Genomic DNA, 24165 nt, shown 5'->3' with positions numbered 1-24165 from the left:
TCTACGACCGAGTTCATTCCGGGACGCGCGTGACATCAAACGGAGAGCGCGGGGATCAGCTCGGCGGCGATGCGCTCCGCGAGCGGGGCGGGGTCGCCGAGCGGGGTGAACAGGACGAGGCCCGCGCCGGCGTCGATCACGTCGCGGACGCCCGCAACGCACTCCTCCAGGGTCCCGGCGACGGCGGCGGCCTCGATACGGGCGATCCGGCGACCGTAGATACGGGCCAGGCCGGCGTTGACCCGCTCCCGTGACCGTTCGGCGTCCTCGTCGATGTCGATGTAGACCCGCTTGGCGACGGGGAAGTCCGTCCTGCCCGCCTTGGCCGCCTCCTCGGCGACGAACGCGACCTGCTCACGGAACGCGGCCGTGGTGGACGAGCCGGCGCCGAAGAACCCGTCCCCCAGCCGCACCGCGCGCCGCAGCGCCGACTCGCTCGAGCCACCGAACCACAGCGGCGGATGCGGCTTCTGCAGCGGCTTGGGCTCCATGGCGGCGTCCTCGAGCTGCCAGAACTCGCCGTCGAAGGTGACGCTCGGCCGTGTCCACAGCGCCTTGACGAGGTCGATGCCCTCGGTGAACCGCGCCAGGTACCGGGCCTTGTCCATGCCGAACGCGGCGAACGGCCGGTTCGGGCCACCGGAGCCGACGCCCACCTCCAGCCGGCCTCCGCTCATCTGGTCGATGGTCGCCAGCGCCTTCGCGAAGTGGACGGGCTGGTGGAGTGTGCTCACGAAGACGGTCGTCCCCAGCCGCAGCCGGGTCGTGCACGCGGCGGCGTACGTCATCGCCTCCATCGGCGACAGCACCGCCCCGCTGCCGAGCGGCGACTCCTGCGCCCAGACGCTGTGGTACCCGAGGTCCTCGGCCCGCGCGAGGTAGGCGCGGAAGGCTCCCGGATCGAACTCGCCGTCCAGGTAGAACTGGGGGATGGAGATGGCAAAGCGCATGCCTCCAACGTATCGATGAATTCTGTCGGAGGCGGCCTGGTGGGGGAAGCGCGCGGACAGGGCCCTCCGGGCGGCGGTGACGCCGGCCGGAGGGCCCTGTCTGGAGGGGGCTCCGTCGGGAGAGCCTCGGTCAGCCGTCGGACTCCGACGACGGGAGGTAGGCGCCGGGTACCGCGTTCGGCGCGTAGACCTTCTTGTCACCCGGGTACGGCTTGGTGAAGTTGTGCGTCTGGTACCAGGTGTAGCGGTTCATCTGCTCGGGGTTGGCGTAGTCCGGCACGGCGTTCGGGCCGGTGAGGCGCTGGTGCGCGGCCCAGGCCTTCCACTGCGCCGCGACCGTCCGCGCCGCCTCCGGCACCGCGGTGGTCGTCGGCGCTGCGGCCGCCTGCTTGTCCTGCGCCGCCGGGGTGTCCGAACCACAGGTGGGCTGGGGGCTCACGCCGAGGGTCAGCGAGGTCCGGTTGGGCACCGCGGTGAACGGGGTGTAGTTCGCCTTCGGGGTGAAGGCCCCGTACATCGGGGTGGCCGCGCTGTCGAGCTGGTTCATCGGGTGGATGCCGAGGATCTGCTCGATGGTGCGGACCATCGTGATCTGCGAGTAGTAGTGGTTGTCGACGGTGCCGTGCTGGGCGTACGGGCTGATGACCTGGACCGGCGCACGGTGGCCGTCGACGTGGTCGAGACCGTTCTGGGAGTCGTCCTCGACGACGAAGATCGCCGAGTCCTTCCAGTACTTGCTGTGCGAGATCTCGTCGACCATCCGGCCGACCGCGAGGTCGTTGTCCGCGACCTCGGCGGAGGCGTTCGCCGGGCCGCCGGTGTGGTCGTTGGAGAACCAGAACATGTTCAGGTTCGCCGGACCGTTCTTCTCGAAGTCCTGCTTCCAGATCTGTTCCTTGTAGATGTCCGGGACATCCAGGTCGAACAGCGGGAAGCCCTGCACCGCGACCTTGTTGAGCGACGGGATCGCCGAACCGGTCTTGATGGGGTACTGGGTCTGCGCCCCGGTCGCGGCCATGTTCTTGCTGTCGCAGTACAGGTTCTGCCAGGTCGCGCCGGCCGGCTTGGACTCGATCGACTGGAACTCGCCGAAGTCCTTGACGGACTTCCCGGCCGCCTGGGCGCCGGTCCAGATGAAGCCGGTCTTCTGGTGGCCGAGAACGTCGTCCTCGGTGTCGTAGCTGCGCGTGTACTCGCCGGCGGAGGACTCGGTGTACTCCGGGTTGTCCGACTGCATCAGCCAGTTGTGGCCCTCGGCGGAGTTCGTGCCGACGTCGTAGAAGTTGTCGTAGAGCCCGAACTGCTGGGCCAGCGCGTGCTGGTTGGGCGTCACGTTCTCGCCGAACGTCGTCAGCGAGGAGTCGCCGTCGCCCTGCGGCAGGTCGCCGAAGACCTGGTCGTAGGTCCGGTTCTCCTTGACCAGCAGGAAGACGTGCTTGATCGTCGAGGGGTCGCCCAGGCGCACCGGGACCGGCAGAGGCTTGGCGTGGCCCTTGCCCTTGGCGGTGAGTACCGAACCGGCCGTCCAGCCGTTCTGCTTGAAGACCTTGGCCGTCTGCGAGCGGACGACCTTGTCGTCGGGCAGCGTGAACTGCGTCAGACTCGACGTCGTGTCGTGGGTGTTGTGACCGCCGGCGGTGGTGGGGCGGCGGGCGTCGATGCCGCGGGTGTTGCTGACGATCACCTGCTTGCCGACGGTGGTGATCCCCGAGGGGAAGTAGTCCGTGGGGAGCAGGCCGACGTAGCGGGCCGGCTGCTGCGCCGAGGTGTAGCGGTAGACGGCGACGGCGTTGGCGCGGCCGAGCGTCACCAGCAGGCGGCCGTCGTCGGTGAGCGCCACGGCGTTGGGCTCGTACCCGACGGAGGCCTCCGGCCACGGCTGGGTGGCGATGGTCTGGACGACCTTGTCCTTGGCCGTGTTGATGACCGAGACGCTGTTGTCGGCGGTGTTCGTGACGAACACCGTGCCCTTCTTGGCGTACACCGCGGTCGGGTGCAGACCGACCTCGATGCTGCCTACGGCGGCCGACGGATCCGCGGTGTCGATGACGCTGACCGTGCCGGTGGTGGCGGCGCCGGTGTCGGGGTTGGCCGGCACCTGGGTGCCGTAGGAGTTCATGGTGGTCTCGCCGGCCTTGGCCGGGCGCCCGCCCTCGTTGCTGACGTAGAGCTTGCCGCCCACCAGGGCGAGACCGCGCGGGGCGTTGCCGACGGCCCAGCTCTGCTTGACGGTTCCGGTGGCCGCGTCGATGGCGACGACCCGGTTCTGGCCGTTGACCGCCGAGTAGACGGTGGAGCCGTCGGCGGAGAAGACCGCCGCGCCCACCAGCGCGTGCTTGGTGCCGTCGGCCGGGATGGAGACGGTCACCGGGTTGGCGAGGGTGCCGTCCGCGTTGACGGTGAACTTGGTGTAGCCGTCGGCCTGCCCCAGCCACAGCTGCGTGCCGTCGGGCGAGTACGTCGGGCCCTCCTGGCCGACGGAACCGGTCTTGATGCGCAGGTCGTCCGCCGCGTTGGTGCCGACCTTCTGCTTGACCTGCCCGGTCGCGAGGTCCAGGACGACCAGCGAGGCGTCGCCGTCGGCGACCGAGGCCGCGAGGTGGGTGCCGTCCGGGCTGACCGTGGACGACATGATCTTGCCGTCGTTGATGACGGTGCGGTCGCCGTACGGCTTGATGTACTGGTCGCTGGAGATGACCTGGCCGTTGCCGGTGACCTGGGCGACCTGCTGGGTGCCGAACTGCCACGTCGAGGCGACGGCGGTCCCCGTGACGCCGAGCGCGACGGTGATGCCCGCCGTCACCAGGAGGGTGCGCCGGCCGACGCGTCTGCCGAAGAGGCTGACCTGCTCTTTCTCGTTAACCCGGCGCAGCCGTGTTACCTGCATGGACTTATCCCTTCGAGGTGGTGTCGAGCAGTTCGACGTTGCCGTCGAACTGCCAAAGGGGGTTCGGGGCGTCCCCGGTGGGGGTACGGACGAGGAAGTAACCGTTGACTTCCTTCGGTCCGTCGCCGTCGGCCACGAACCGCCCGTCTGAGGCGACGTCGAGCTGGTAGACGGCCGTACCGGCCACCGCGACGTCGGGGAGATGCCAGGTCACGACGCAACGCCAGTCGTTGCCCGCGCCTTCTTGAGCGCCCTGGCCGTCGCTCTTGGTGCACGCCGCCGTGGTCCGCAGCTTCGCCTCCGTGACGGCGGGGCGGTGCAACTGCCGGGTCTGCAGCCGGTAGAGGTGGGCGAACGCGGTGGCCACCGAACGCTGGACCTTGTCCTGCTTGATGCCGGAACCCATGGACGGGGTCGCCACGGCGACCACCGCGACGGTGACGGCGGTGAGGGCGGCCAGCGGCAGCAGCCCGAGAGTGAGAGCGCGACGACCGGCACCGTCGTAGGCCAGGTTGGTGAAGTCCCGCCGCAGGAACAGCAGATAGGCCAGCGCCGTCGCCACCACGGCCCACACCAGGCTGACCGCGACGCCGATCAGCAGCGGGCCGAGCTGGGCCGGGCTGGTGAACAGGCCGTTCCAGGAGATGAAGGCATAGCCCGGCAGGGCGAGGCGCACGGCGACCGGCAGCGGCAGCATCTGGGCGACCTGCATGCCCAGCGCGACCAGCGGTGGCAGCAGCAGGCCCATCGGGGAGCGCCCCAGGGCCACCGATCCGAGCAGGCCGATCGCGGCGAGAGCCAGGGTCGGGGCGAGCGCGCACAGCCACGCCAGCAGGACCCGGCCGGCCGCGTCACCCGGCGTCAGCAGATGGCCGTCGAGGCCGACCAGCGGCTGGTTGCCGACCGACGCCAGCCCGCCGAGCACGCTGGAGCAGACGAGCCCTGCCACCAGCAGCAGGATGACGGTGAGACTGGCCAGCGACTTCGCCACGAAGATCCGGCGGGGTGAGCGGACCGCCACCAGCAGATGCCGCCAGGTCCCCAGCCGGTCCTCGGCGGCGAACACGTCGCCGGCGACCACCGACGTCAGCAGCGGCAGCGCCCAGGTGCCCGCGAAACCGAGCATCACCAGCGGCCCGGCCCAGCCCGTGGCATGCATCCAGCGGCCGAACAGCGTGTCGGACGGCAGGGTGCTCTGCCGGCTCACCCCGGCCACGAAGAGCGCCGGCGCGATCCAGCAGGCGAGGACCAGCAGACGGATCCGCCACTGCGCGACCAGCTTCACCAACTCGAAGCGGTAGCCGCGCGACAGCGGCACACGGCGGACGACGGCAACGCTGTCCTCGGCGATGGCCGTGGTCATCGGCCGTCCTCCTGACGCTCGGTGAGGGCGAGGAACGCGGCCTCCAACGGCGAGACGACGGGCGCCAGTTCGCGCACCGCGACACCCGACCGCACGAGGTGCGCCACCAGTTCGTCGAGCGCGGGCACCATGGCCCGTACCACCAGCACCTCGGCGTCCTGCCGCATCCCGGTGTCCTCGACGACCCTGATCCCGTCCGTGTCGTCGGCCAGTCGGCGGGCGGCGCGCGGATCGGAGGTGCGCACCCGGTAGTCGAGTTCACGGTTCTCGGAGGCCAGCTTGTTCAGCGGCCCGGAGAAGACGACCCGTCCGGTGGCGAGGATGGTCACCTCGGAGCACAGCGCCTCGAGGTCGTCCATCCGGTGACTGGAGACGACCACGCTGGTGCCGTCCGCGGCGAGCCGGGTCAGAACCCGGTGCACATGTCTTTTGCCGGACGGGTCAAGGCCGTTGGAGGGTTCGTCGAGCACCAGCAGCCGGGGCTTGGTGAGCAGGGCGGCGGCCAGACCGAGCCGTTGCCGCATGCCGAGGGAGAAGCCGCGGGCCTTGTCGTCGGCGACGTCAGTGAGCCCGACCTGGTCGAGCACCTCGTCGATTCCCGCCGACCGTGCGTCGTGGCCCCGGAGCCGGGCCAGCGCGGCGAGGTTCTGCCGGGCGGTGAGGGAGGGGTAGAGGCCGGGGCCGTCCACGAAGCCGGCGACCCCGTCGGAAACGGCGAGCGCCCGCTCCACCGGCGTCCCGAGGATCTCCAGCCGGCCGCCGTCGGCGACGGCCAGACCGAGCAGAAGTCCGAGCAGTGTCGTCTTGCCGGCGCCGTTCGGTCCTACCAGGCCGTGGATCTGACCCTGCGTCACATCGAGGTCGACGCCGTCGAGTGCCACGACCTCGCCGAAACACTTGGTGATGCCACGCGCCCGGACCGCGAGAAGTGCGTCCATAGTCCCCTCTTCCCAAACCCTCAGGAAACCTAGGGACGCCACCCAGCGCGGGCGAGGGACCAGGGTTGAACGTCCAGGGAACGGATCGTCAAGTGATTGGCAAGTACATGAGTACGAAGCACTCGCATCGCCCCAGAACCGGGCAAGGGAGTCGGCCGCAGGGCGTAGAGCAATCGATGGGCGGACACTGGAAGATATGACGCACGAGTCCGGTCAACCGTCCCGCCGAGCCGTACTGCTGGGCGTTGCGGGCTGTGTTGTCGGCGCGGCGGGCTGCGGCAGCGGCACGTCCCACACGGCCCCCTCCCCGTCGGGCGCCTCACCGTCTGGCCCCTCCCCGTCGGGCACCGCCCCGGCCGGTCCGCCCACGTCTGCGCCGCCCACGACCCAGGCCGCCGCCCTGCCACGCACGACACTCTGGCGGCCGACCACCGCGGAGATCGCTCCGGCCGCCAAACTCCGCGCGGTTGAGCTGGTCGAGGCGATCGGGGCCTGGCCGCAGGGCGCGGGCGGCGCGGCCGCGGCCAGGACGCGGGTGGCCGCGCTCAAGGTACCCGCCGGGCTCGTCGCCGAGGCCGGCCCGCTGCTGCCGGACGCGGACGCCGCCGCCGTACAGGTGGTCGACGCCCAGTACGGCGGCATCCTCACCGACTCCGCCAGCGTGCTGGTCGTCTGCCGGCAGTGGACGCGTCGGGGCGGCACGGTGAGCGCCGGCGGTACGACGGTGGACGTACGGCTCACTCGCGCCACCTCCGGCTGGACGGTCACCGCCCTGCACCCGGCGCGGCCCGGGGCGGCCGTGTCACCGCTGCCGAGCCGCGTCCGCGCGATCCTCGCCGACTCCCGCATCCAACTGCCGCCCGCCGCCCGGGCCGATCTGCGCAGCGGCCGCATCCACGACAGTGTCCTCAGCGCGATGCGGCAACTGGCGGGCACCTACCGGATGTACGTAAGCGTCATCCGCTCCGGCCACCCCCTCGATGTCTTCGGCACCAGCCGCCCCAGCGACCATCCCCGCGGCCGGGCCTTCGACGTGTGGCAGATCGACGGCCACGCGGTGGTCGACCCGGCCACGCCCCGCAGCCTGATCGAACGCTTCATGCGGGACGCGGCGGCGGCCGGCTCCTACAACGTCGGCGGCCCCGTCCACCTCTCGGGCGGCTCCAGGCCCGACCAGTTCTTCAGTGACAACACCCACCACGACCACGTCCACATCGGCTTCGACCACTGAGCCGGGGGACGTTCAGGACCGGCTCACCTCATGCGGCTCCGCCACGGCGGCCTCGCCCTCGGCGGGCGGGTCCTTGGGCCGTTCAGGCCCGCGCAGCCGGTGCGTCAGTGACAGCGCCACCGGCTCCGTGTAGCGCGCGGTGAGTGGGCCCAGGACCACCAGGATCAGGACGTACGCCGTGGCCAGGGGGCCGAGCGAGGGCTCGATGCCGGCGGTGACGGCGAGACCGGCGATGACGATGGAGAACTCCCCGCGTGCGACCAGCGTGCCGCCCGCTCGCCAACGGCCCTTGGCGGAGACGCCGGCCCGGCGTGCCGCCCAGTAACCGGTCGCGATCTTCGTCGTGGCCGTGACCACCGCCAGGGCGAGGGCCGGGAGCAGGACCGGCGGGATGCTGGCCGGGTCGGTGTGCAGGCCGAAGAAGACGAAGAAGACGGCGGCGAACAGATCGCGCAGCGGGGCCAGCAGGTTGTGCGCGCCCTCGGCCACCTCGCCGGAGAGGGCGATGCCGACGAGGAAGGCGCCCACGGCGGCGGAGACCTGCAGTTGCTGTGCGAGACCGGCGACGACCAATGTCAGTCCGAGGACGACCAGCAGCAGCTTCTCCGGGTCGTCGTTGGAGACGAAACGCGAGATGTGCCGTCCCCAGCGCACCGCGACGACGAGGACGAGCCCCGCCACCCCGAGGGCGATGCCCAGGGTGAGGCTGCCCGCCGCGATCCCGGCGCCCGCCAGCAGCGCGGTGACGATCGGCAGGTACACCGCCATGGAGAGATCCTCCAGCACCAGGATGCTGAGGACGACCGGTGTCTCGCGGTTGCCCAGCCGCCCGAGGTCTCCGAGCACCTTGGCGATCACCCCGGACGACGATATCCAGGTCACCCCGGCCAGTACGACGGCGGCGACCGGCCCCCACCCCAGCAGCAACGCCATCGCGGCGCCGGGCAGGGCGTTGAGGGCGGCGTCGACGAGACCGGCCGGGTACTGGGTCTTGAGGTTGGAGACGAGATCGCTGGCGGTGTACTCCAGGCCGAGCATCAGCAGCAGCAGGATCACACCGATCTCGGCGCCGATGGCGACGAACTCCTCACTCGCGCCCAGCGGCAGCAACCCGCCCTCGCCGAAGGCGAGTCCGGCGAGCAGATACAGCGGGATGGGGGAGAAGCGGAAGCGTGCGGCGAACCGGCCCAGCAGTCCCAGGCCGAGGATGATGCCGCCGAACTCGATCAGGAAGCGTGCGGAGGAGTGCATACCGCTCACTCCCGCCCGAGTATCGCGGCGGCCGCCTCGACGCCCTCACGGGTACCGATCACGATCAGCGTGTCGCCGCCCGCCAGCCGGAAGTCCGGGGTCGGCGAGGGAATCGCCTCGGCCCGGCGCAGCACCGCCACGATGGACGCGCCGGTGGCGGTACGCATCCGGGTCTCACCCAGCAGGCGCCCGTTCCAGTACGAGACGGTGGACAGCTCGATCCGCTCGGCCACCAGGCCCAGTTCGGTCGTGGACAGCAGGTTCGGGCTGTGGTGCGTCGGCTTCATGGCGTCGACCAATGCCTCCGCCTCGCCCGCGGTCAGCCGCACCGACAGCGCGCACGCGTCCGGATCGTCCGTGCGGTACGCGCTCACCGTCCGCGTACCGTCCCGGTGCGCCACCACCGACAAGCGGCGCCGCTCGCGTGTGGTGAGGTCGTAGCGGACCCCGATCCCTGGCAACGGCGTACTGCTGAGGCGTGGCACACCCACGGCCGACCCCCTCCGACTTTGACATCTCTTTGGGAAACCTTGAACCTCACCCTACGGGGTGAGGTTCAAGGGGCCGTGCGGTGGCTTCGGTTCAGCGCGGGTGGGAGCCGACCGTGAGGCCGCCCAAGAGCTTGGGGCTGGTGGCGTTGTCGTACACGACGTCACCGTCGGACCTCTTCCAGATCCTGATGCGGAAGCTGTCCGGGGTGGCGGCGGTGACGCGGAAGGCGTAGCCGGACGTGCCGTTGACCGTGCCCGACCCCTGGTACACGCCCCGGTCGCCGGTGACCACGAGCCAGTCGGAGGCGGTCGAGCGGAACCTCAGCTTCGCCGGGCCGAACTCGAAGGACACGTGTCCGGTCGGGACGGTGGCCCGCTTCGGGTAGTGGGCCGTGAGGAAGAAGGCGGCCTTGCCGGTCAGGTCGGGCTTGGCGGGGTACGCCCCGGCGGGGGAGGTGAAGATCCCGGTGCCGAACACGGAACCGGCCGAGCGGTCATAGGCGATGAGTTCGGGGAGCGTCCTGCTGTCGGAGCCGCCGTCGTCGTCCGTCACCGTGATCACCGGGCGGTGTATTCCGGGCTTGGCGTAGGTGTGTTCGGCCCGGCAGCCGGCAGCGGTGACCGTTCCGGCCGTCGGTTTGCCGCCGTCCTTCCAGTCGACCGTGCAGGTGTGGGTGTCGCTCGTCCCCGGGTCGTCGAACCGGGCCGTGACGACCGCCCGTTGGCCGACCGGCACCGCGGTTCGCGGACCTTCGGCGGAGGTGATGGCCGGTGCCGCGTTGGTCACCGTGACCCTCGCCGTGTCGTGGCCGCGCCCGCCGGTCAGGGTGACTTCGTAGGTGCCGTCGTCGGTGCAGGTGACGGTGGTCCTCGCGGCGGTGGGGTCGGCGAAGGTGCAGGGCGCCCCCTGCTCGACCGTCCACCGCGCGCTGCCCGCACCGGAGACCGAGCCCTTCAGCGCGATCGCCTCGCCCTCCGCACCTCCCGTGTCCTCGCCCGCGTGCACGATGGTCACCGGGTCGATGCTCGTCAGCGTGGGAACGACCGGCTTGATCAGGCCGTCGGAGTCGAACTCCAGCTTGTCGACGGTCGTTTCGCGGTGTGTGCCGTCGCCGCCAGGGATGGCGAAGCGGTGGTAGGCGATGTACCAGTCGTCGGTGTTCGGCACCCGGACGACCGAGTGATGGCCGGTGCCCTTGATGCCGAGGGAGAGGTCCTTGGAGAGGATCACGCCCCGCTTGGTCCAGGGGCCGACGGGGGAGGGGCCGGTGGCGTAGGCGACGCGGTAGTTCTCGTCGCGGGTGTCGTTCTCCGACCACATGAAGTAGTAGGTGCTGTTGCGCTTGATGACGAAGGAACCCTCGTTGTAGCCGCTGGGCGTGATGTCCTTGACCTTCGCGGTGTCCAGGGAGGTCATGTCGTCGTTCAGCGGCACGACGTACGCATGGCCGTTGCCGAAGTACAGATACGACTGGCCGTCGTCGTCGGTGAAGACCGCCGGGTCGATCATCTGGCCGCTGAACTGTCCGGCCTTCAACAGCGGCTTGCCGAGCGCGTCCTTGAAGGGGCCCGTCGGGGAGTCGGCGACCGCGACACCGATGTTGGCGTCGGCGCAGAAGTAGAAGTAGTACTTGCCGTTCTTCTCCGCGATCGTCGGCGCCCAGGCCCTGCTGTCCGCCCAGGAGACGTCGGGGCCGAGGTCGAGGATGACGCCGTGGTCCGTCCAGTGGACCAGGTCGGTGGAGGAGTACGCCTTGAACTGCGTGCCGCTCCAGCCGTCGTAGCCGTCGGTGGTCGGGTAGAGGTAGAAGGTGTCGCCGAAGCGGACGATGTTCGGGTCGGCGTTGAGGCCCGGCAGGACCGGGCTCTTCATGACGAGCGCGGAGACCGTCCAGCTGCGCTTCTTGCCGTCGGACCCCGTCACCTCGTACGTCACCGGCCTGCTGAAGTCCCGCACGCTGCCGGAGACGGGGCTGATCGCCGCGCCGTGGGCGAGGGTGAACTCCGGTGCGAGGGAGGTGAGATCGGTGCCCTCCTTCATCGGCAGCGTGATCCTGCCGTCCGCGTCGTCGACGATGGCGTCGACCTTGAGGTCCGGGTGGGAGACATGCGCGATCCCCGCCGTGTTGCCGCTGAGCTCCATCACCTCGGCCGGCGACAACGCGCGGTCGTAGATGCGGAAATCGTCGACCTCGCCGCCGAAGTACGGGTCGGCCGAGTAGAGCGACCGGCCGATGTAGCCGCTGTAGTCCTTGTTCGCGTCGTACAGTTCGGACGGCCTGATGCTGGTCGTCGTACGGGCCGCCTCGACGCCGTCGACGTAGAGGACCATCGTGCCGGTCGGGCCGTCGAGGGTGACGGTGACGTGCCGCCACTGGCCGGGCGTGAGCTGCGAGCCGGCCGTCAGCTTCGACTCGGCCGACCAACTCGCCTTGGTAACGGCCGAGTAGAGGCTGGAGCCGCCGTTGGAGGGCGTGGCGAACAGGTACTTGTCGCTGTCCGGCCCGAGTCCGAACAGCCACTGGAAGGCGTTTCCGCCCTGCCACTTGGCGTACGTCGACACGGTGAGGCTGTCGGCGTCCTTCAGCACACCGTTCGGGATCTTCACGTACGGCGAGTCGGAGGCGCCGGACATCCTGAACGAGCCGCCGTCGACGCCGGTGCCGAAGGCGGGCGTGCGGACGTACGTGCCGTGGTGGCCGTGTCCGCTGGAGTCGACCGCGATGCTGCCGGAGGTCTCGTCGAAGCCGTAGCGCAGCAGCAGGTCGGCCGGGACGTCCGGGCCCTCTTCCGACACCGTCACCCGGGCCTGGACCGGGATGGCGGCGCCGTCGGGCAGACTCCCCGTCACGGTGAAGGTGCCGGCCTCGGCGTACTGCGACTCCTGCACGTCCTCCCAGGAGACGGCGACAGGGCGCTTGACGCCGTCGGCACAGGTGGCGATCACCGTGGCCGGCAGGACCGGTCGCTCACCGATCCGCGTCTTCACCGGCACGTCCTCGACGCTCTCGACGAGTTGGTCCGGCTGGTAGGCGCGCAGCAGCCGGTCGTACTCGGCCTGGGTGACCGGCAGGACGGTGCCGTGACGCGGCCTGGCCGGCAGGTCGTAGCCGGTGACGGGGGTCCAGGTGCCCGAGTCGAGATCGCTGGTCTCGAACGGGAGGTAGCCGCGCCCGCCGAACTCGTCCAGGAACGCGTACCACTTGTCCTCGGTGTTCGACTTGAAGACCAACGGCCCCTCGGCGGCGCTCATCACGCCCTTGCCGATCCCCTCGGCCACCGGGCTCCACGAGCCCAGGATGGAGTCGCTCTTCTCCTGGAAGATGAACTTGCTGTTGGGGGTGGAGGAGGAGTTGTTGCGCTCGTCCTTGGAGAGGCGGTAGTACGTGCCGTCCTTCTGGATCATCGTGGAGTCGATGACGGACCAGCCCCGGTCGATCCAGACCTTGGGCTCGCTGAAGGTGTAGAAGTCGCGGGTGGTCGCGTACATCATGCGGTTGTACGTGTCGCCGGTGTGCCCGGGGTTGTCGTACAGCTTCGAGGCCCAGAAGACGACGTACTCGCCGAGCCTGCTGTCGTAGAACGCCTCCGGCGCCCAGGTGTTGCCCGCGCTGTCGGGGGAGACCTTGACCAGGCGCTGGTTCGTCCAGTGCACCAGGTCGGTGGACTCCCAGACCATGATGGACTTGCTGCCGCTGCGCTGGGCGGCGTCCCAGTCGCCGTTGCCGTAGATCCTCAGGTCGGTGGCGATCTGGTAGAACTTGTCGCCCTCGGGGGAGCGGATGATGAACGGGTCGCGCAGGCCCTTCTCGCCGAGGGTCGAGGTCAGCACGGGCTTGCCGTCGTTCAACTCCCGCCACTTCAGCGGGTCGTCGCCCTTGCTCAGCGCCGCGTAGAGCTGCTCACCGTCCGCGGTTCCCTCGCCGGTGAAGTAGCTGAACATATAGCCCTTGAGGGCCTGTCGCGCGGGCAGTTCGGGGACCTTCGCGGTCAGGACACGGGTCGTTCGCGCCTCGCCCCTGGTGACGGTGGCGGTCAGCTCGACGGTGGTGGCACCGGCGCCGTGTGCGGGGCGGTGGACGATGCCGTCGGCGGAGACGACGTCCGGCGTGCCGGAGGACCAGGTGACCCGGGTGCCGTACGAGCCGGTCGTCGGAAGCGACAGGTTGCCGCGTACGTCGTCGAGGTTGTGGACGGTGAGGTCCTCGGCGGCGTGCTCGGTGGCCGTCCGGTCGTCGAAGTCGGGCAGCACCGTGACGTCGAAGGACTTGGTGTCGCTCACCGCGCCCTTGCGCAGGGTGGCCGTGAGCCTCGCGTGGGCGGCGGGTTCGCCGGCGGCCGGGCGGGTCACCTTGCCCGTGTCGCTCACCACGCCGGAGTCGTCGCTGGCCCAGCCGATCGTGGAGCCGCCGGCCGTCCCGGTCCGCGGCAGGTCCAGGTCGGCGGTCACGGCACCGGTGTCGCCGAGGCTCAGCGCGGCCTTGTCGTCGGCGACACCCCGGGTGGCGACGGGGAGGGCGAGCCGGACGACCTCGGAGGCGTCGAGGGCGCGGTCGTAGACACGGAAGTCGCGGACGCGGCCCTTGAAGAGCTTGTCCCCGGAGTAGAGCGACTTGCCGATGTAGTTGGCGGTCGTGGTGCCGGAGCCGATGGAGCCGGGCGTGATGGTGACCGAAGTGTTGCGGCCGACCTCGACGCCGTCCTCGTACAGCACGCCCGTGGAGCCGGCCTGGGTGTAGGTGAGGTGCTTCCACACCCCGCGGGCGAGGTTGTGCGCGTCGGCGGGCTTGGTGGTCTGCTCCGTCGACCAGTTTCCGGTCGCGATCGAGGTGCGCAGGGAGTTGCCGGTGGTGAAGAGGTAGCCGTTGCCGTTGCTGCCGCTGGAGTTGCCGAAGCCGTAGAGGAAGTACGGCGTGGACTGCGCGGAGTCGATCAGCACGTCCGTCGAAACGGTGATCGCGTCCATGCCCTTCATGACGTCGTTCGGCACCTTGATGTAGGTGTCGGAGCCGTTGAAGGCGAGTCCCTGGCCGGTGGCCGACCAGTCGGCGGTCCCGCTCACGGTGCCGTCCCGGCCATTGCCGGAGGCGTCCGGGACGGTGCTGCCGGAGGCAGCGTCGAGCTTGTACCAGAGGGCCAGCCCGTCGGTGAGGTCCGCGCTTTCCGCCGCGTGGGCGGCAGAGAGCGGTGCGGTGAGGCCCAGGAACAGCGACACGGTGGTCAGACCGGCGAGCCGGCCGGCCCGGCGTCTGACACGGGTGCGCCGGCGTGCGAGGTACGTCATGGTGGGGGTCCCTTGCGGAGGCATGGCTGACGGAGGGAGCAAGGCAGGGGAAGCCGGCCGGGAACGGGCGCCTCGGCCAGGGGCGCCTGATCGTTTCGGCTGGGTGACGTCGTGTTGCGAGAGTGTCAATCGAAGGTCATGCCACCGTCAAGAGGTTTCGAACGATGTCCGACAGGTCGAACGACCGGGGCCTCCGGGCCTCAACTGTCGGACAGCCGGAGGGGGTTGCCGTCGGTCGTGCCGCTCAGCTCCAGCCGAAGCGCCGGTCCACGACGGCCGAGAACTCCTCCAGCGTCAGGACCGCGTCCCCGTTCTGGTCGGCGGCGTCGAAGAGGGCGGAGGAGGCGTCGGCGTCTCCCAGCGCCCAGAACGGCAGGTCCCCCGACGCGGCGAGTGTGGGGCCCTTGCTCCTCAGCGCGATGATCACCTCGTCGCGGGTCAGGGTTCCGTTGTGGTCGAGGTCGAGCGCCTCGAACAGCTTGCGGGCTTTCTCGCTCATGGTGTCCCTCGTTGCCTTTCAGGAACGAGAACGCCGGGTCCGCCGCCCTGGTTCCTACAGTGCCCGGGCGACGAGCAGGGCGACGTCGTCGTGGTCGTCGGGGTGGCGCAGGCCATAGAGCAGGAGGTCGCAGGTCTCCTCCAGGGGGCGGTGCGGCTCGTCGAGGAAGCCGAGCAAGGTTTGCAGACGGTCGTCGATGGAGTGGTGCCGGGTCTCGACCAGGCCGTCGGTGTAGAGGACGAGCAGATCGCCGGGGTCGAGGCGGGTCGTGGTGGTCTCGAAGGTGATGCCGCCGACACCGAGCGGAGCGCCGGAGGGCAGGTCGAGCAGCTTCGGGGCGTGATGGGGGCCGGCCAGCGCGGGCGGCATGTGGCCGGCGTTGGCGAGCAGGCACTGACGGGTGTGGGGGTCGTACACGGCGTACAGGCAGGTGACGATGTAGTGCTCCAGATCGCAGGTGATCTTGTCGAGGTGGCGGAGCACCGAGCCGGGCTCGAGATCGAGGTCGGCGTAGGCGCAGGTGGCGGTGCGCAGCCGGCCCATGGTGGCGGCGGCGTCGATGCCGTTGCCCATGACGTCGCCGACGACGAGCGCGGTCTTGTCGTCCTCGAGCGGGATGACGTCGTACCAGTCGCCGCCGACCTCGCTGGTGGCCTGGGCGGGCTGGTAGCGGGAGGCCAGCTCCAGCCCCGCGTGCTGCGGCGGGTGATCGGGCAGCAGGCTGCGCTGCAGGGTGAGGGAGGTGTTGCGCACGCTCTGGAACCAGCGGGCGTTGTCGATGGCCACCGCCGCGCGCCCGGCGAGCTCGGTGGCCAGCACGACGTCGTCCTCGTCGAACGGCAGCGGATTGCGGGTCCGTTTGAGGTCGAGCGCGCCGAGCACCTCGCCGTGGGCGATCAGCGGTACCGCGAGGTACGAATGGACGCCCGCCCGGGCCAGCAGCGAGCCGGCCTCGGCGTCCCGCGCGATGCGCGGCAGGTCCTGTTCGCCGACGTGCCGCACCAGGACCGGGCGGCCGCTGTGGACGCACAGGGTGACCAGCCGGTCGCCCTCGTAGGCTGCCAGTCCGCCGGGCGGGTCGGCGGCGTGCAGGGCCACCGTCGGATGGGCCGCCTTGAGCGCGAGGGCGCGGAAGAGTTCGGGTCCGTCGTCCGGTCTGCGGGAGCGGCGGCAGGCCAGCGCCGAGTCCAGGACGTCGACGGCGACCACGTCGGCCAGTTGCGGGACGGCGATCTCGGCCAGCTCCCGGGCGGTCTCCTCCACCTCCAGCGTGGTCCCGACCCGCACCGAGGCGTCCGCGATGAGCGCGAGCCGGCGCCGCGCCCGGTCGGCCTCGGCCGCCGCGCGGTGCCGCTCGGTGACGTCGACGACCGAGGCGGCCGCGCCCAGGACCCGGCCACCGGGGTCCTCCAGCCGGTAGAACGACATGGACCAGGCGTGTTCGTGCTCGGGGTCGGTCAGCGGACGGCCGACGTGGTACTGGTCCAGCAGTGGCGTGCCGGTGGTGAGCACCTGGTGCAGCGCGGACTCGATGGTGTCGATGTCCGGCAGCGGCAGGGTCTCCCGCAGGCCCCGGCCCACGTGCTCCTCGGCGGGGACGCCGTCGATGCGCTCCAGCGCCGGGTTGACCAGCAGATAGCGCAGATCGGGGTCGAGCAGGGCCAGGCCGATGGGGGACTGCCTGATCAGCCGGTCGCACAGCGCCAGGTCGGTCTCGACGCGCTGGAGGAGGTCGTGGTCGGCGACGATGCCCAGCGCGTAGACGTCCCCGAGGTCGTCCTGCAGCCGCATGTTGCGGAACTCCATGACCCGGGTGCTGCCGTCCTTGTGCCGGATCGGGAAGGCGCCGGCCCAGCTCCGCCCGGTCCGCAGCACCTCGGTGAACAGCCTGACCACGGCCTTGAGGTGCTCGGGGTGGATGAACAGCCGCGCCGCGTACTTGCCGAGCGCCTCCTGCGCGGAGTACCCGAACAATTCCTCGGCCTGCGGGGTCCAGAACACGATGCGCCCGTCGGCGTCGACGACCGTCGCGGCCACGCTCAGGAGGTCCAGCAGACCGGTCGGCGCGGCTGAGTCGACGCCGGTCGCATCGTCGTCCGGCGCGAAGGATTCGGCTGTCATCCGGCAAGCACCTCCACCGTTCCGCAGGATCCGGCAACCCTTGCCGGCGTCGTCGCACACCCGGTTTCCGACCAGCGGTCCTTCCATGGTCCCCCCGCTTCAGGACGGGCGGAAGCGGGGGAGCGCCGACAGCCGGGCCCGTCAGGCCCGTGCGCATCGGGCGGACTAGCAGGAACATGGGGGTGTACAGGACGGCACCCGGATGGCACCCATGGATCCAGCGCGAGACGAGCCCGACGGGCCGGCGCCCGCGGCACCGCGCGATTTCCTCGACGCGTCCAGCGACGCGGCGGCGGTCGTCACCGCTCAGGGGGTGGTGCTCGGCTGGACCCGTGCCGCCGAAGCGCTGCTCGGCCACCCCGCCGCCGAGATGGTCGGTACCTCCGCCGCCCGTCTGCTGGCCGTCCCCAGGGACCCGGCACGGGTGGCCGGCGTGGTGCAGCGCTGCCGGGCCGGCATGGGGTGGAACGGCCTGGTCCCGCTGCGGCACCGCGACGGCCGGTCCGTCGACGCGGACCTGCGGGTCTCCGCGTCCTTCCGGGTCGGTGCGAGCGAGTGCTTCCTGCTCTCGGCGCGGGAGCGGCGTCAGCCGTGGATGATCGGCCAGTCCGTGCTCGACGGATTCCTCACCCGCTCCCCCGTCGGCATGGCGGTGATGGACCTGGAGCTGCGCTACGTGTGGCTCAACGACACCCTCGAACGCTTCGGCGGCGTGCCGCGCGAACAGCGGCTCGGGCGGCGGCTGAGCGAACTGCTGCCGGGGCTGCAGGCGGCCACCCTCGAAGGGCTGATGCGCAAGGTCCTGCACAGCGGAGTCCCGGTCACCGACTACGAGTACCTGGGCTGGAGCTGGGCCGACCCGCACCGCCAGCGCGCGTACTCGACGTCCTTCTTCCCCCTGGTGGACGCGGGAGGGACGGTCACCGGGGTCTGCTACATGGTCCAGGACGTCACCGAGCGCTGGACCGCGCGGCGGCTGCTGACGCTGGTCAACGAGGCCGGCACCTGCGTCGGTACCACCCTCGACGTCATGCGGACGGCCCAGGAGCTCGCCGACTTCGCGGTACCGCGGTTCGCGGACTTCGTCGTCGTCGATCTTCTGGAGCCCGTCCTGAGCACCGAGGGGCACGGGGCGTGGCTGACGGACGCCGGGCCCGCCCCCGCCCAGCCGGTGCTGCGGCGCGCCGGGATGAGCTCGGTGCGGGAAGGCTGTCCCGAGGCCGTGGTGCGGATCGGGGAGAAAGCGGGCTTCCTGCCCCCGACACACGATCTGAGCCTGCTCATCGACGGTGAACCGATCCTGCTCCCGGTCATCGATCCCTCGGCCGAGGAGTGGGTCACAGAGGAGCCCGAACGGGCCCGGAGGATCCGCGAGTTCGGCCTGCACTCGCTGATCTCCGTACCGATGCGGGCACGCAACACCGCACTCGGCATCACCACCTTCCTGCGCTCCCTCAACCCCGTTCCCTTCCAGCCGGACGACGTGCTGCTGGCCCGGGAAGTGGTGGCCCGGGCGGCGCTGTGCGTCGACAACGCCCGCCGCTACACCCGCGAACACACCGCGGCCGTTACCCTGCAGCGCAGTCTGCTGCCGCAGGCCCTTTCCGGCGGAACCGCGCTGGAGGTGGCCTCCGCCTATCTGCCGGCCGACCCCACGGACGGTGTGGGCGGCGACTGGTTCGACGTGATCCCGCTGTCCGGCGCCCGGGTCGGTCTCGTCATCGGCGACGTGGTGGGACACGGCATCACCGCCGCGGCGGCCATGGGCCGGTTGCGTACGGCGGTGCAGACCCTCGCCGACATGGAACTGCCGCCCGACGAACTGCTGGCCCACCTCGACGATCTCGTCCTCCGGCTGAGCGCCGAGAGGACCGACGGGGGGCCGGCCCAGGGAAGCACGACCGCCTTCCTCGGGGCGACCTGCCTGTACGCCGTCTACGACCCGGTCACCGGTCGCTGCGCCATGGCCCGCGCCGGACACCCCCCGCCCGTCGTGGTCGCCCCCGACGGCCGGGTCTCCTTCCCCGAGCCCCCGGCGGGACCGCCACTGGGACTCGGCGCCATGGCGTTCGAGGCCACCGAGATCGAACTCGCCGAGAACAGCCTGATCGGCCTCTACACCGACGGTCTCATCGAGGGCTCCGACGGCGACATCGAGCGCGGCATGTCCCGCCTGGGCGAAGCGCTCACCCGCTCCGACCCGGACCTGCCCACGCTGTGCGCATCCGCGGTGCAGCAACTCGTCCCCGGACCGCAGCCCGACGACATCGCCCTGCTCCTGGCCCGCACCCACACCCTGGGCGCGGACCATGTCGCCTCCTGGGACGTGCCCGTGGACCCGGCCGCCGTCGCCGACCTCCGCGCGCGGGCCACCCGCCAGGTGGAGGACTGGGGACTGCGGGACCTTGCCCTGACGACGGAACTCGTCGTCAGCGAACTGGTCACCAACGCGATCCGCTACGCCGAGCCGCCCATACGTCTGCGGCTGATCCGCGACACCAAGCTGACCTGCGAGGTCGCCGACGCCAGCAGCACGGCCCCGCGCCTGCGACACGCCCGCAGCACGGACGAGGGCGGCCGCGGCCTCTTCCTCGTGGCCCAACTGACCGACCGCTGGGGCGCCCGCTACACACCCGAGGGAAAGATCATCTGGGCGGAGCAGGAAATTCCGTGAGGCGGGGTCCGTTCGGGGGTCGTGCTCCGGCCGCGATGAGGAGTTCTGCGGTCTCGGGATGGGGGCCGTGGTTCGCCCAGTCGAGGGGCGTCCAGCCCCTTCCGCCGTCCTCACGGAGGCTGGGATCGGCTCCGTGCGCCAAGAGTTCACGCACCGTCCCGCTGTGCCCCCAGCACGAGGCCGCGCACAGGGGTGTGCCCTCCGCGCCGACTCCCCGGCTCTCCCCGTCAGGGGCGGCACCAGCGGTCAGGAGCAGGCGCGCGATCTCGGACTGCCCCTGCACGGACGCCAGATACAGCGGGGTGGTGCCGTCGCTGTCCGCTCGCTCAGGGTGCGCGCCCACGCGCAGCAGCGCCGCCACCCGTGCCGGGTCAGCGGCCAGTATCGCCGCGAAGAGGTGACGGGAGAGCTTCTTCTGCCGCCGTTGTTTCACGGTCCGCGAGCTTAGCGATCATCGACCTCCTGCATCGGGCCAAGCACTGCACAATCCCTGTACGAGATACCGGACTTGAGATAGCGTCGCCCTGCCCCAGCGCATTGAATCGATTCAAACCGCCTGTGAGGGACGAGGTGCCATGACATCCAGCAACCCATCGCAGCACCCTGCACAACCCGGCCCCGGCCGCCGTACGGTCCTCGCGGCAGCCGCCGGAGCCGTCGCCCTGACCGCCGGACTTCCCGCGGTGACCCCGGCGGCGGCCGACACCGGAACGGCCGCCGCCACCAGACCCCCGCGCATCGGCACGGGCTGGCAGCGCTACGTCCAAGGCCCCGCGTCCCGCGCCGTACGGCCCGAGCGTGTCCTCGCCTCGGCCGGTGACGTCCGCAAGCCCGAGGCCCTGCTGAAGCCCGGCGGCGCCAGAACCGTCCTGCGCCGCCCGCGGCCCGCCCCCGCCCCCCGCTGGCCGGAGGGCACCCAGGCCTCGGCGTCCTCCACGCACGCCGGCAACAACGGCAACGACGGTCAGCCGCGCACCTACGACGCCGCCAACGCAATCGACGGCAACCCCGACACCTTCTGGAACGACGACACGATCGCCGCCTTCCCCGACACGCTGACCGTCACCCTGCCGCAACCCCGGAGCATGTCCGGCATCACCGTGATCTCCAACAGCGACGGCGTGCCGACCGACTTCACGGTCGACGTCTGGGTCAACGGTGCCTGGCAGACCGCCGCCACGGTCTCCGACAACGATGTCATCCAGCGGGCGGTGCCCTTCACCACGACGGTCTCGACGACCCAGGTCCGCATCACCGTCACCGCCGTCCAGGACACCCCACGCGGGGCTTTCACCCGGATCAACGAGGTCTGGCCCGAGGCGGTCCAACCGGTCGTGGCCCCCAGCGTGACGGTCGACTTCGGCAAGGTCGTCGTGGGCTACCCGCGCGTCCGCTTCGCCTCCGCCTCGGACAACTCGCCCGGTGTACGCCTCGCGTTCTCCGAGACCAAGCAGTTCCTCACCGACCGCTCCGACTTCACCCGCTCCGACCAGTCCGGCGTCGCCGCCCAGGGAACCGACCAGTTCGCCGTACCGGCCAAGGGTGCGGAATGGACCGACCGCAAGGGCTTCCAGTCCGGCGACAAGGTCTACGCCGACGGACTGCACGGCTTCCGCTACCTGCGCATCACCCTGGACGCGATGGCGAGCGACGCCCCGGCCGCCCAGCCCTGGGGAACCGTCGAAATCGACTCCGTCAGCCTGGACTTCACCGCCTACGTCGGCACCCCGGCCACCTATCGCGGCTGGTTCCTCTGCTCCGACGACGACCTCAACCGCTACTGGTACGGCGCCGCGTACACCAACGAACTCGTCACCGACACCTTCCGCCAGGACGACGTCGACCCGCGCAACGCCTGGACCGCCTCCCTGGAGGGCAAGCTCGTCCTGCACGACGGGGCCAAACGCGACCGCGACCCCTACGTCGGCGATCTCGCCGTCTCCGCCCGGACGCTGTACCTCACCCACGACGACACCGCGGCCGCCGCCCGCAACGTGCTCGCCGACCTCGCCGACCATCAGCGCGCCGACGGCTGGATCCCGCCGGCCTCCATCGCCACCTACACCCTCCCGCTGTTCGACTATCCACTGTGGTGGATCACCTGCAGCTGGGACTACGTGCTCTACACCGGGGACCGCGCCTACGCCACCCGCTACTACCCCAACCTGCTGAAGGTCCTGGACACCTGGTACCCGAGCGTCACCGACGAGGCCGGACTGCTCAGCAAGGGACTCAACAACACCGGCGGATACGGCGACTACGCCTTCCTCGGACGCACCGGGAGGGTCACCTACTACAACGCCCTCTACGTCCAGGCACTCAACGACGCCGCCCGACTCGCCCGTCTACTGGGACACCAGGCCGACGCGACACGCTGGACGCAGCGGGCCGACGCCGTGAAGGACGCCATCAACTCCCACCTGTGGGACGCGAGTTCGGGCGCCTATCTCGACTCCGGCACCGGGGCCGTCCGGCACGCCCAGGACGGCAACTCCCTCGCCGTCACCGCCGGCGTCGCCGACACCGGCCGCGCGCAGTCCGCGCTCGCCCATCTCGACGCCACCACGAGGCGCCCGTACGGCAACGCCTTCATGGACAACGACACGATCTTCGACGGCGCCTCGCAGCGCGTCTACGCCTTCACGTCATACCCGGAGATCGTGGCCCGCTTCACCGCAGGACGCGCCGACTCCGCGCTCGACCAGATCCGGCGCACCTACGGCTGGATGGACGCCCACGACCCCGGCATCACCAACTGGGAGGGCATCGGCCCGGGCGGTTCGCTCTACGAGGACGCCTACACCAGCATGGCCCACGGCTGGTCCACCGGTGTCCTCCCGGCCTTGACCCACCACCTGCTGGGCGCCCGGCCGACGTCCCCCGGATACGCCACCTGGGAGGTGTGCCCCCAACCCGGCGACGTCTCCTGGGCCCAGGGCCAACTCCCCACCCCTCACGGCCCTTTGCGCGTCGCATGGGAGAACTCCGGATCAGTCTTCCGACTGGAGGTGGAGGTCCCGCGGGGGACCCGGGGCACGGTCGCGCTGCCGGGGGACAGCGGCCGTCTGACCGTACGGGCCGACGGACGACGGATGTGGGACGGGCACCGCGCGTCCGACGGCACGGTAGGTGTCGAGGACGGGCGCGTCACGATCACCGGACTGGCCCCGGGCACGCACACCGTCACCGCGCGACGGGACGGCTGACCGGGGAAGGCGCGGACACGACGTCCGAAATCCGCCAGGCCCCGAGGGCGCCGGCGGAAACAATCGACGTATGACCGCGAACCAGGACGGGATCCGCATCGAGCACCGCGGGCACGCCCCGCAGGTCCACCCCACGGCCTACGTGGCACCGACCGCCACGCTGGTCGGAGACGTACGGGTCGGGCCGCGCGCCCGGGTGATGTACGGCGCGGTGCTCGATGCCGGGGGCTCCCGGATCGACATCGGCGAGGCGTCGGTGATCTGCGAGAACGCGGTCCTGCGCGCCTCCGCGGTCCCCGGCGACCACCCCGTGCTGCTCGGCGACCACGTCTTCGTCGGACCGCACGCCACCCTGCTCGGGTGCGAGGTGGGCCGGTGCGCCTACCTCGCCACCTCGGCGGCCGTCCTGCAGGCCGCACGCCTCGGTGCCGGCGCGGTCGTGGCCGTCGGCGCGCTGGTCCACGCCCGTGCGGTGCTGCCGGACGAGTTCTTCGTGCCCCCGCACACCCTCGCCCTGGACGACCCGGTGCGCGTCCTGGCGCCGGGCGACCCGGGTGTGGCCGAGGCCGTCGCCCAGGTCGGCTTCGCCCAGGTCGCCTTCGGCGTCGACGCGGCCTGGACCGACCGGATCAGACGGTACGAGCGCGTGGCGGAGGTCCGGGTGGCGGAGTTCGGCGCGCATGCGGAGGACAGGATGCTCGGCGTCGAATGACGATGCCCGGCGGCGGGATCATGGCACTGTGGGTGTCGCAGCCATCGCCGCTCATCGCCGTTCATCGGCGTTCATCGGCGAGTGTCGCCCGTCGTCGCCGAAGGAGGCTGACCGCGTGAACGTGGTGGTCTGGATCGTCGAGGGCACCTGGCCCGCGTGCGTGGACGCCGCGCGCGGACACGCGCCCGAGGACGCGGACGTCGTCCTGCTCCATGTCACCCCGGAGGACCTGCCGAGCGTGGCGCACGGCGCGTTCGCCGGACTGCTGGGCCGGGGGCACGCCGAACGCGATCCCGGCACCCGCGTCGAACACCTCGCCGCGGCCTCCGCCGACCAGCTGCTGCGTGCCGCCGCCGACCGGCTCGGCCGGCCCTGCACCCGTACCGAGCGCACCGGCCGCGTCGAACGCGAGGTCGTCGCGGCGGTCGAGAACGCCGATCTGCTCATCCTGGCCCGCGACGGCGACCGTACCCATCTGGGTCCGCACAGCCTCGGCCCCGCCAGCCGCTTCGTCCTGGACCACGCCCCCTGCCCGGTCCTCCTGGTCTGGCCCGAACC

At 70.9% G+C, this 24165-nt stretch carries 15 protein-coding genes; 5 read left to right on the top strand and 10 right to left on the bottom strand.

Going from position 1 to position 24165, the window contains the following annotated elements; translation table 11 throughout:
• Positions 1 to 35: 35 nt before the first annotated feature.
• The 4 genes from GRC12_RS17795 to GRC12_RS17780 all read right to left on the bottom strand — a co-directional run bounded on the left by GRC12_RS17795 (position 36) and on the right by GRC12_RS17780 (position 6138).
• Positions 36 to 950 carry an LLM class flavin-dependent oxidoreductase gene (locus GRC12_RS17795; protein WP_208780287.1) on the bottom strand — a complete coding sequence of 305 codons (915 nt, stop codon included), beginning with the start codon at positions 948 to 950 and terminating at the stop codon, positions 36 to 38.
• Positions 951 to 1080: 130 nt separating this feature from the next.
• Positions 1081 to 3837, bottom strand: a complete 2757-nt coding sequence (locus GRC12_RS17790; protein ID WP_208780286.1) for an alkaline phosphatase family protein — start codon at positions 3835 to 3837, stop codon at positions 1081 to 1083.
• Positions 3838 to 3841: 4 nt separating this feature from the next.
• Positions 3842 to 5200 (bottom strand): ABC transporter permease, encoded by a 1359-nt coding sequence (locus GRC12_RS17785; RefSeq protein WP_208780285.1) that lies wholly within the window; start codon positions 5198 to 5200, stop codon positions 3842 to 3844.
• Positions 5197 to 6138, bottom strand: coding sequence for an ABC transporter ATP-binding protein (locus GRC12_RS17780; protein ID WP_208780284.1), 942 nt, complete (start codon positions 6136 to 6138; stop codon positions 5197 to 5199). Before GRC12_RS17780 ends, GRC12_RS17785 begins: the two co-directional genes overlap by 4 nt.
• A 196-nt stretch (positions 6139 to 6334) precedes the next feature.
• Here GRC12_RS17780 and GRC12_RS17775 point away from each other — a divergent pair, with 196 nt between their 5' ends.
• Positions 6335 to 7369: a hypothetical protein gene (locus GRC12_RS17775; RefSeq protein WP_208780283.1), complete on the top strand. Its 1035-nt coding sequence runs from the start codon at positions 6335 to 6337 to the stop codon at positions 7367 to 7369.
• Between the two features lie 12 nt (positions 7370 to 7381).
• Here the strand turns inward: GRC12_RS17775 and GRC12_RS17770 are convergent, their stop codons facing one another.
• From GRC12_RS17770 to GRC12_RS17750, 5 genes are all read right to left on the bottom strand, one after another.
• Complete coding sequence (locus GRC12_RS17770) at positions 7382 to 8620, bottom strand: cation:proton antiporter (RefSeq protein ID WP_208780282.1); 1239 nt, start codon at positions 8618 to 8620, stop codon at positions 7382 to 7384.
• A 5-nt stretch (positions 8621 to 8625) separates the two neighbouring features.
• Complete coding sequence (locus tag GRC12_RS17765; protein WP_208780281.1) at positions 8626 to 9111, bottom strand: cation:proton antiporter regulatory subunit; 486 nt, start codon at positions 9109 to 9111, stop codon at positions 8626 to 8628.
• Positions 9112 to 9202: 91 nt separating this feature from the next.
• On the bottom strand, positions 9203 to 14395 hold the full coding sequence (locus GRC12_RS17760; RefSeq protein ID WP_208780280.1) for a family 43 glycosylhydrolase: 5193 nt from the start codon (positions 14393 to 14395) through the stop codon (positions 9203 to 9205).
• A gap of 244 nt (positions 14396 to 14639) precedes the next feature.
• Complete coding sequence (locus GRC12_RS17755) at positions 14640 to 14894, bottom strand: EF-hand domain-containing protein (RefSeq protein WP_133047673.1); 255 nt, start codon at positions 14892 to 14894, stop codon at positions 14640 to 14642.
• 54 nt (positions 14895 to 14948) lie between these two features.
• Positions 14949 to 17015, bottom strand: coding sequence for a SpoIIE family protein phosphatase (locus GRC12_RS17750; RefSeq protein WP_208780279.1), 2067 nt, complete (start codon positions 17013 to 17015; stop codon positions 14949 to 14951).
• A 202-nt stretch (positions 17016 to 17217) separates the two neighbouring features.
• On the opposite strand from GRC12_RS17750, the gene GRC12_RS17745 reads away from it, so the two are divergent.
• Positions 17218 to 19689: a SpoIIE family protein phosphatase gene (locus GRC12_RS17745; RefSeq protein WP_439959892.1), complete on the top strand. Its 2472-nt coding sequence runs from the start codon at positions 17218 to 17220 to the stop codon at positions 19687 to 19689.
• Here GRC12_RS17745 and GRC12_RS17740 read toward each other — a convergent pair.
• Positions 19661 to 20122 carry an ankyrin repeat domain-containing protein gene (locus GRC12_RS17740; protein WP_208780277.1) on the bottom strand — a complete coding sequence of 154 codons (462 nt, stop codon included), beginning with the start codon at positions 20120 to 20122 and terminating at the stop codon, positions 19661 to 19663. The genes GRC12_RS17745 and GRC12_RS17740 overlap by 29 nt on opposite strands.
• 142 nt (positions 20123 to 20264) lie before the next feature.
• Here GRC12_RS17740 and GRC12_RS17735 point away from each other — a divergent pair, with 142 nt between their 5' ends.
• The 3 genes from GRC12_RS17735 to GRC12_RS17725 all read left to right on the top strand — a co-directional run.
• Entirely contained in the window at positions 20265 to 22895 is a 2631-nt protein-coding gene (locus GRC12_RS17735; RefSeq protein WP_208780276.1) for an alpha-L-rhamnosidase-related protein, read from the top strand.
• Between the two features lie 70 nt (positions 22896 to 22965).
• The gene (locus GRC12_RS17730) at positions 22966 to 23607 is read left to right on the top strand and encodes a gamma carbonic anhydrase family protein (protein ID WP_208780275.1); all 642 of its coding nucleotides are present in this window, start codon (positions 22966 to 22968) and stop codon (positions 23605 to 23607) included.
• 115 nt (positions 23608 to 23722) lie between these two features.
• Positions 23723 to 24165, top strand: a 443-nt coding sequence (locus GRC12_RS17725) for a universal stress protein (RefSeq protein ID WP_208780274.1), incomplete at its 3' end; no start/stop codon positions are given.

The organism is Streptomyces griseorubiginosus (genome assembly GCF_017614965.1).
Classification (GTDB): domain Bacteria; phylum Actinomycetota; class Actinomycetes; order Streptomycetales; family Streptomycetaceae; genus Streptomyces; species Streptomyces griseorubiginosus_B.
The sequence above is the reverse complement of the archived record's forward strand: the minus strand, read 5'-3'. Positions and strand labels throughout refer to the sequence as shown.

Excerpts from the sequence above, each read along its gene's own strand:
- GRC12_RS17795 (WP_208780287.1), bottom strand. The coding sequence starts at position 950 with ATGCGCTTTGCCATCTCCATCCCCCAGTTCTACCTGGACGGCGAGTTC.
- GRC12_RS17790 (WP_208780286.1), bottom strand. The coding sequence starts at position 3,837 with ATGCAGGTAACACGGCTGCGCCGGGTTAACGAGAAAGAGCAGGTCAGC.
- GRC12_RS17785 (WP_208780285.1), bottom strand. The coding sequence starts at position 5,200 with ATGACCACGGCCATCGCCGAGGACAGCGTTGCCGTCGTCCGCCGTGTG.
- GRC12_RS17780 (WP_208780284.1), bottom strand. The coding sequence starts at position 6,138 with ATGGACGCACTTCTCGCGGTCCGGGCGCGTGGCATCACCAAGTGTTTC.
- GRC12_RS17775 (WP_208780283.1), top strand. The coding sequence starts at position 6,335 with ATGACGCACGAGTCCGGTCAACCGTCCCGCCGAGCCGTACTGCTGGGC.
- GRC12_RS17770 (WP_208780282.1), bottom strand. The coding sequence starts at position 8,620 with ATGCACTCCTCCGCACGCTTCCTGATCGAGTTCGGCGGCATCATCCTC.
- GRC12_RS17760 (WP_208780280.1), bottom strand. The coding sequence starts at position 14,395 with ATGACGTACCTCGCACGCCGGCGCACCCGTGTCAGACGCCGGGCCGGC.
- GRC12_RS17755 (WP_133047673.1), bottom strand. The coding sequence starts at position 14,894 with ATGAGCGAGAAAGCCCGCAAGCTGTTCGAGGCGCTCGACCTCGACCAC.
- GRC12_RS17750 (WP_208780279.1), bottom strand. The coding sequence starts at position 17,015 with ATGACAGCCGAATCCTTCGCGCCGGACGACGATGCGACCGGCGTCGAC.
- GRC12_RS17745 (WP_439959892.1), top strand. The coding sequence starts at position 17,218 with ATGGCACCCATGGATCCAGCGCGAGACGAGCCCGACGGGCCGGCGCCC.
- GRC12_RS17735 (WP_208780276.1), top strand. The coding sequence starts at position 20,265 with ATGACATCCAGCAACCCATCGCAGCACCCTGCACAACCCGGCCCCGGC.
- GRC12_RS17730 (WP_208780275.1), top strand. The coding sequence starts at position 22,966 with ATGACCGCGAACCAGGACGGGATCCGCATCGAGCACCGCGGGCACGCC.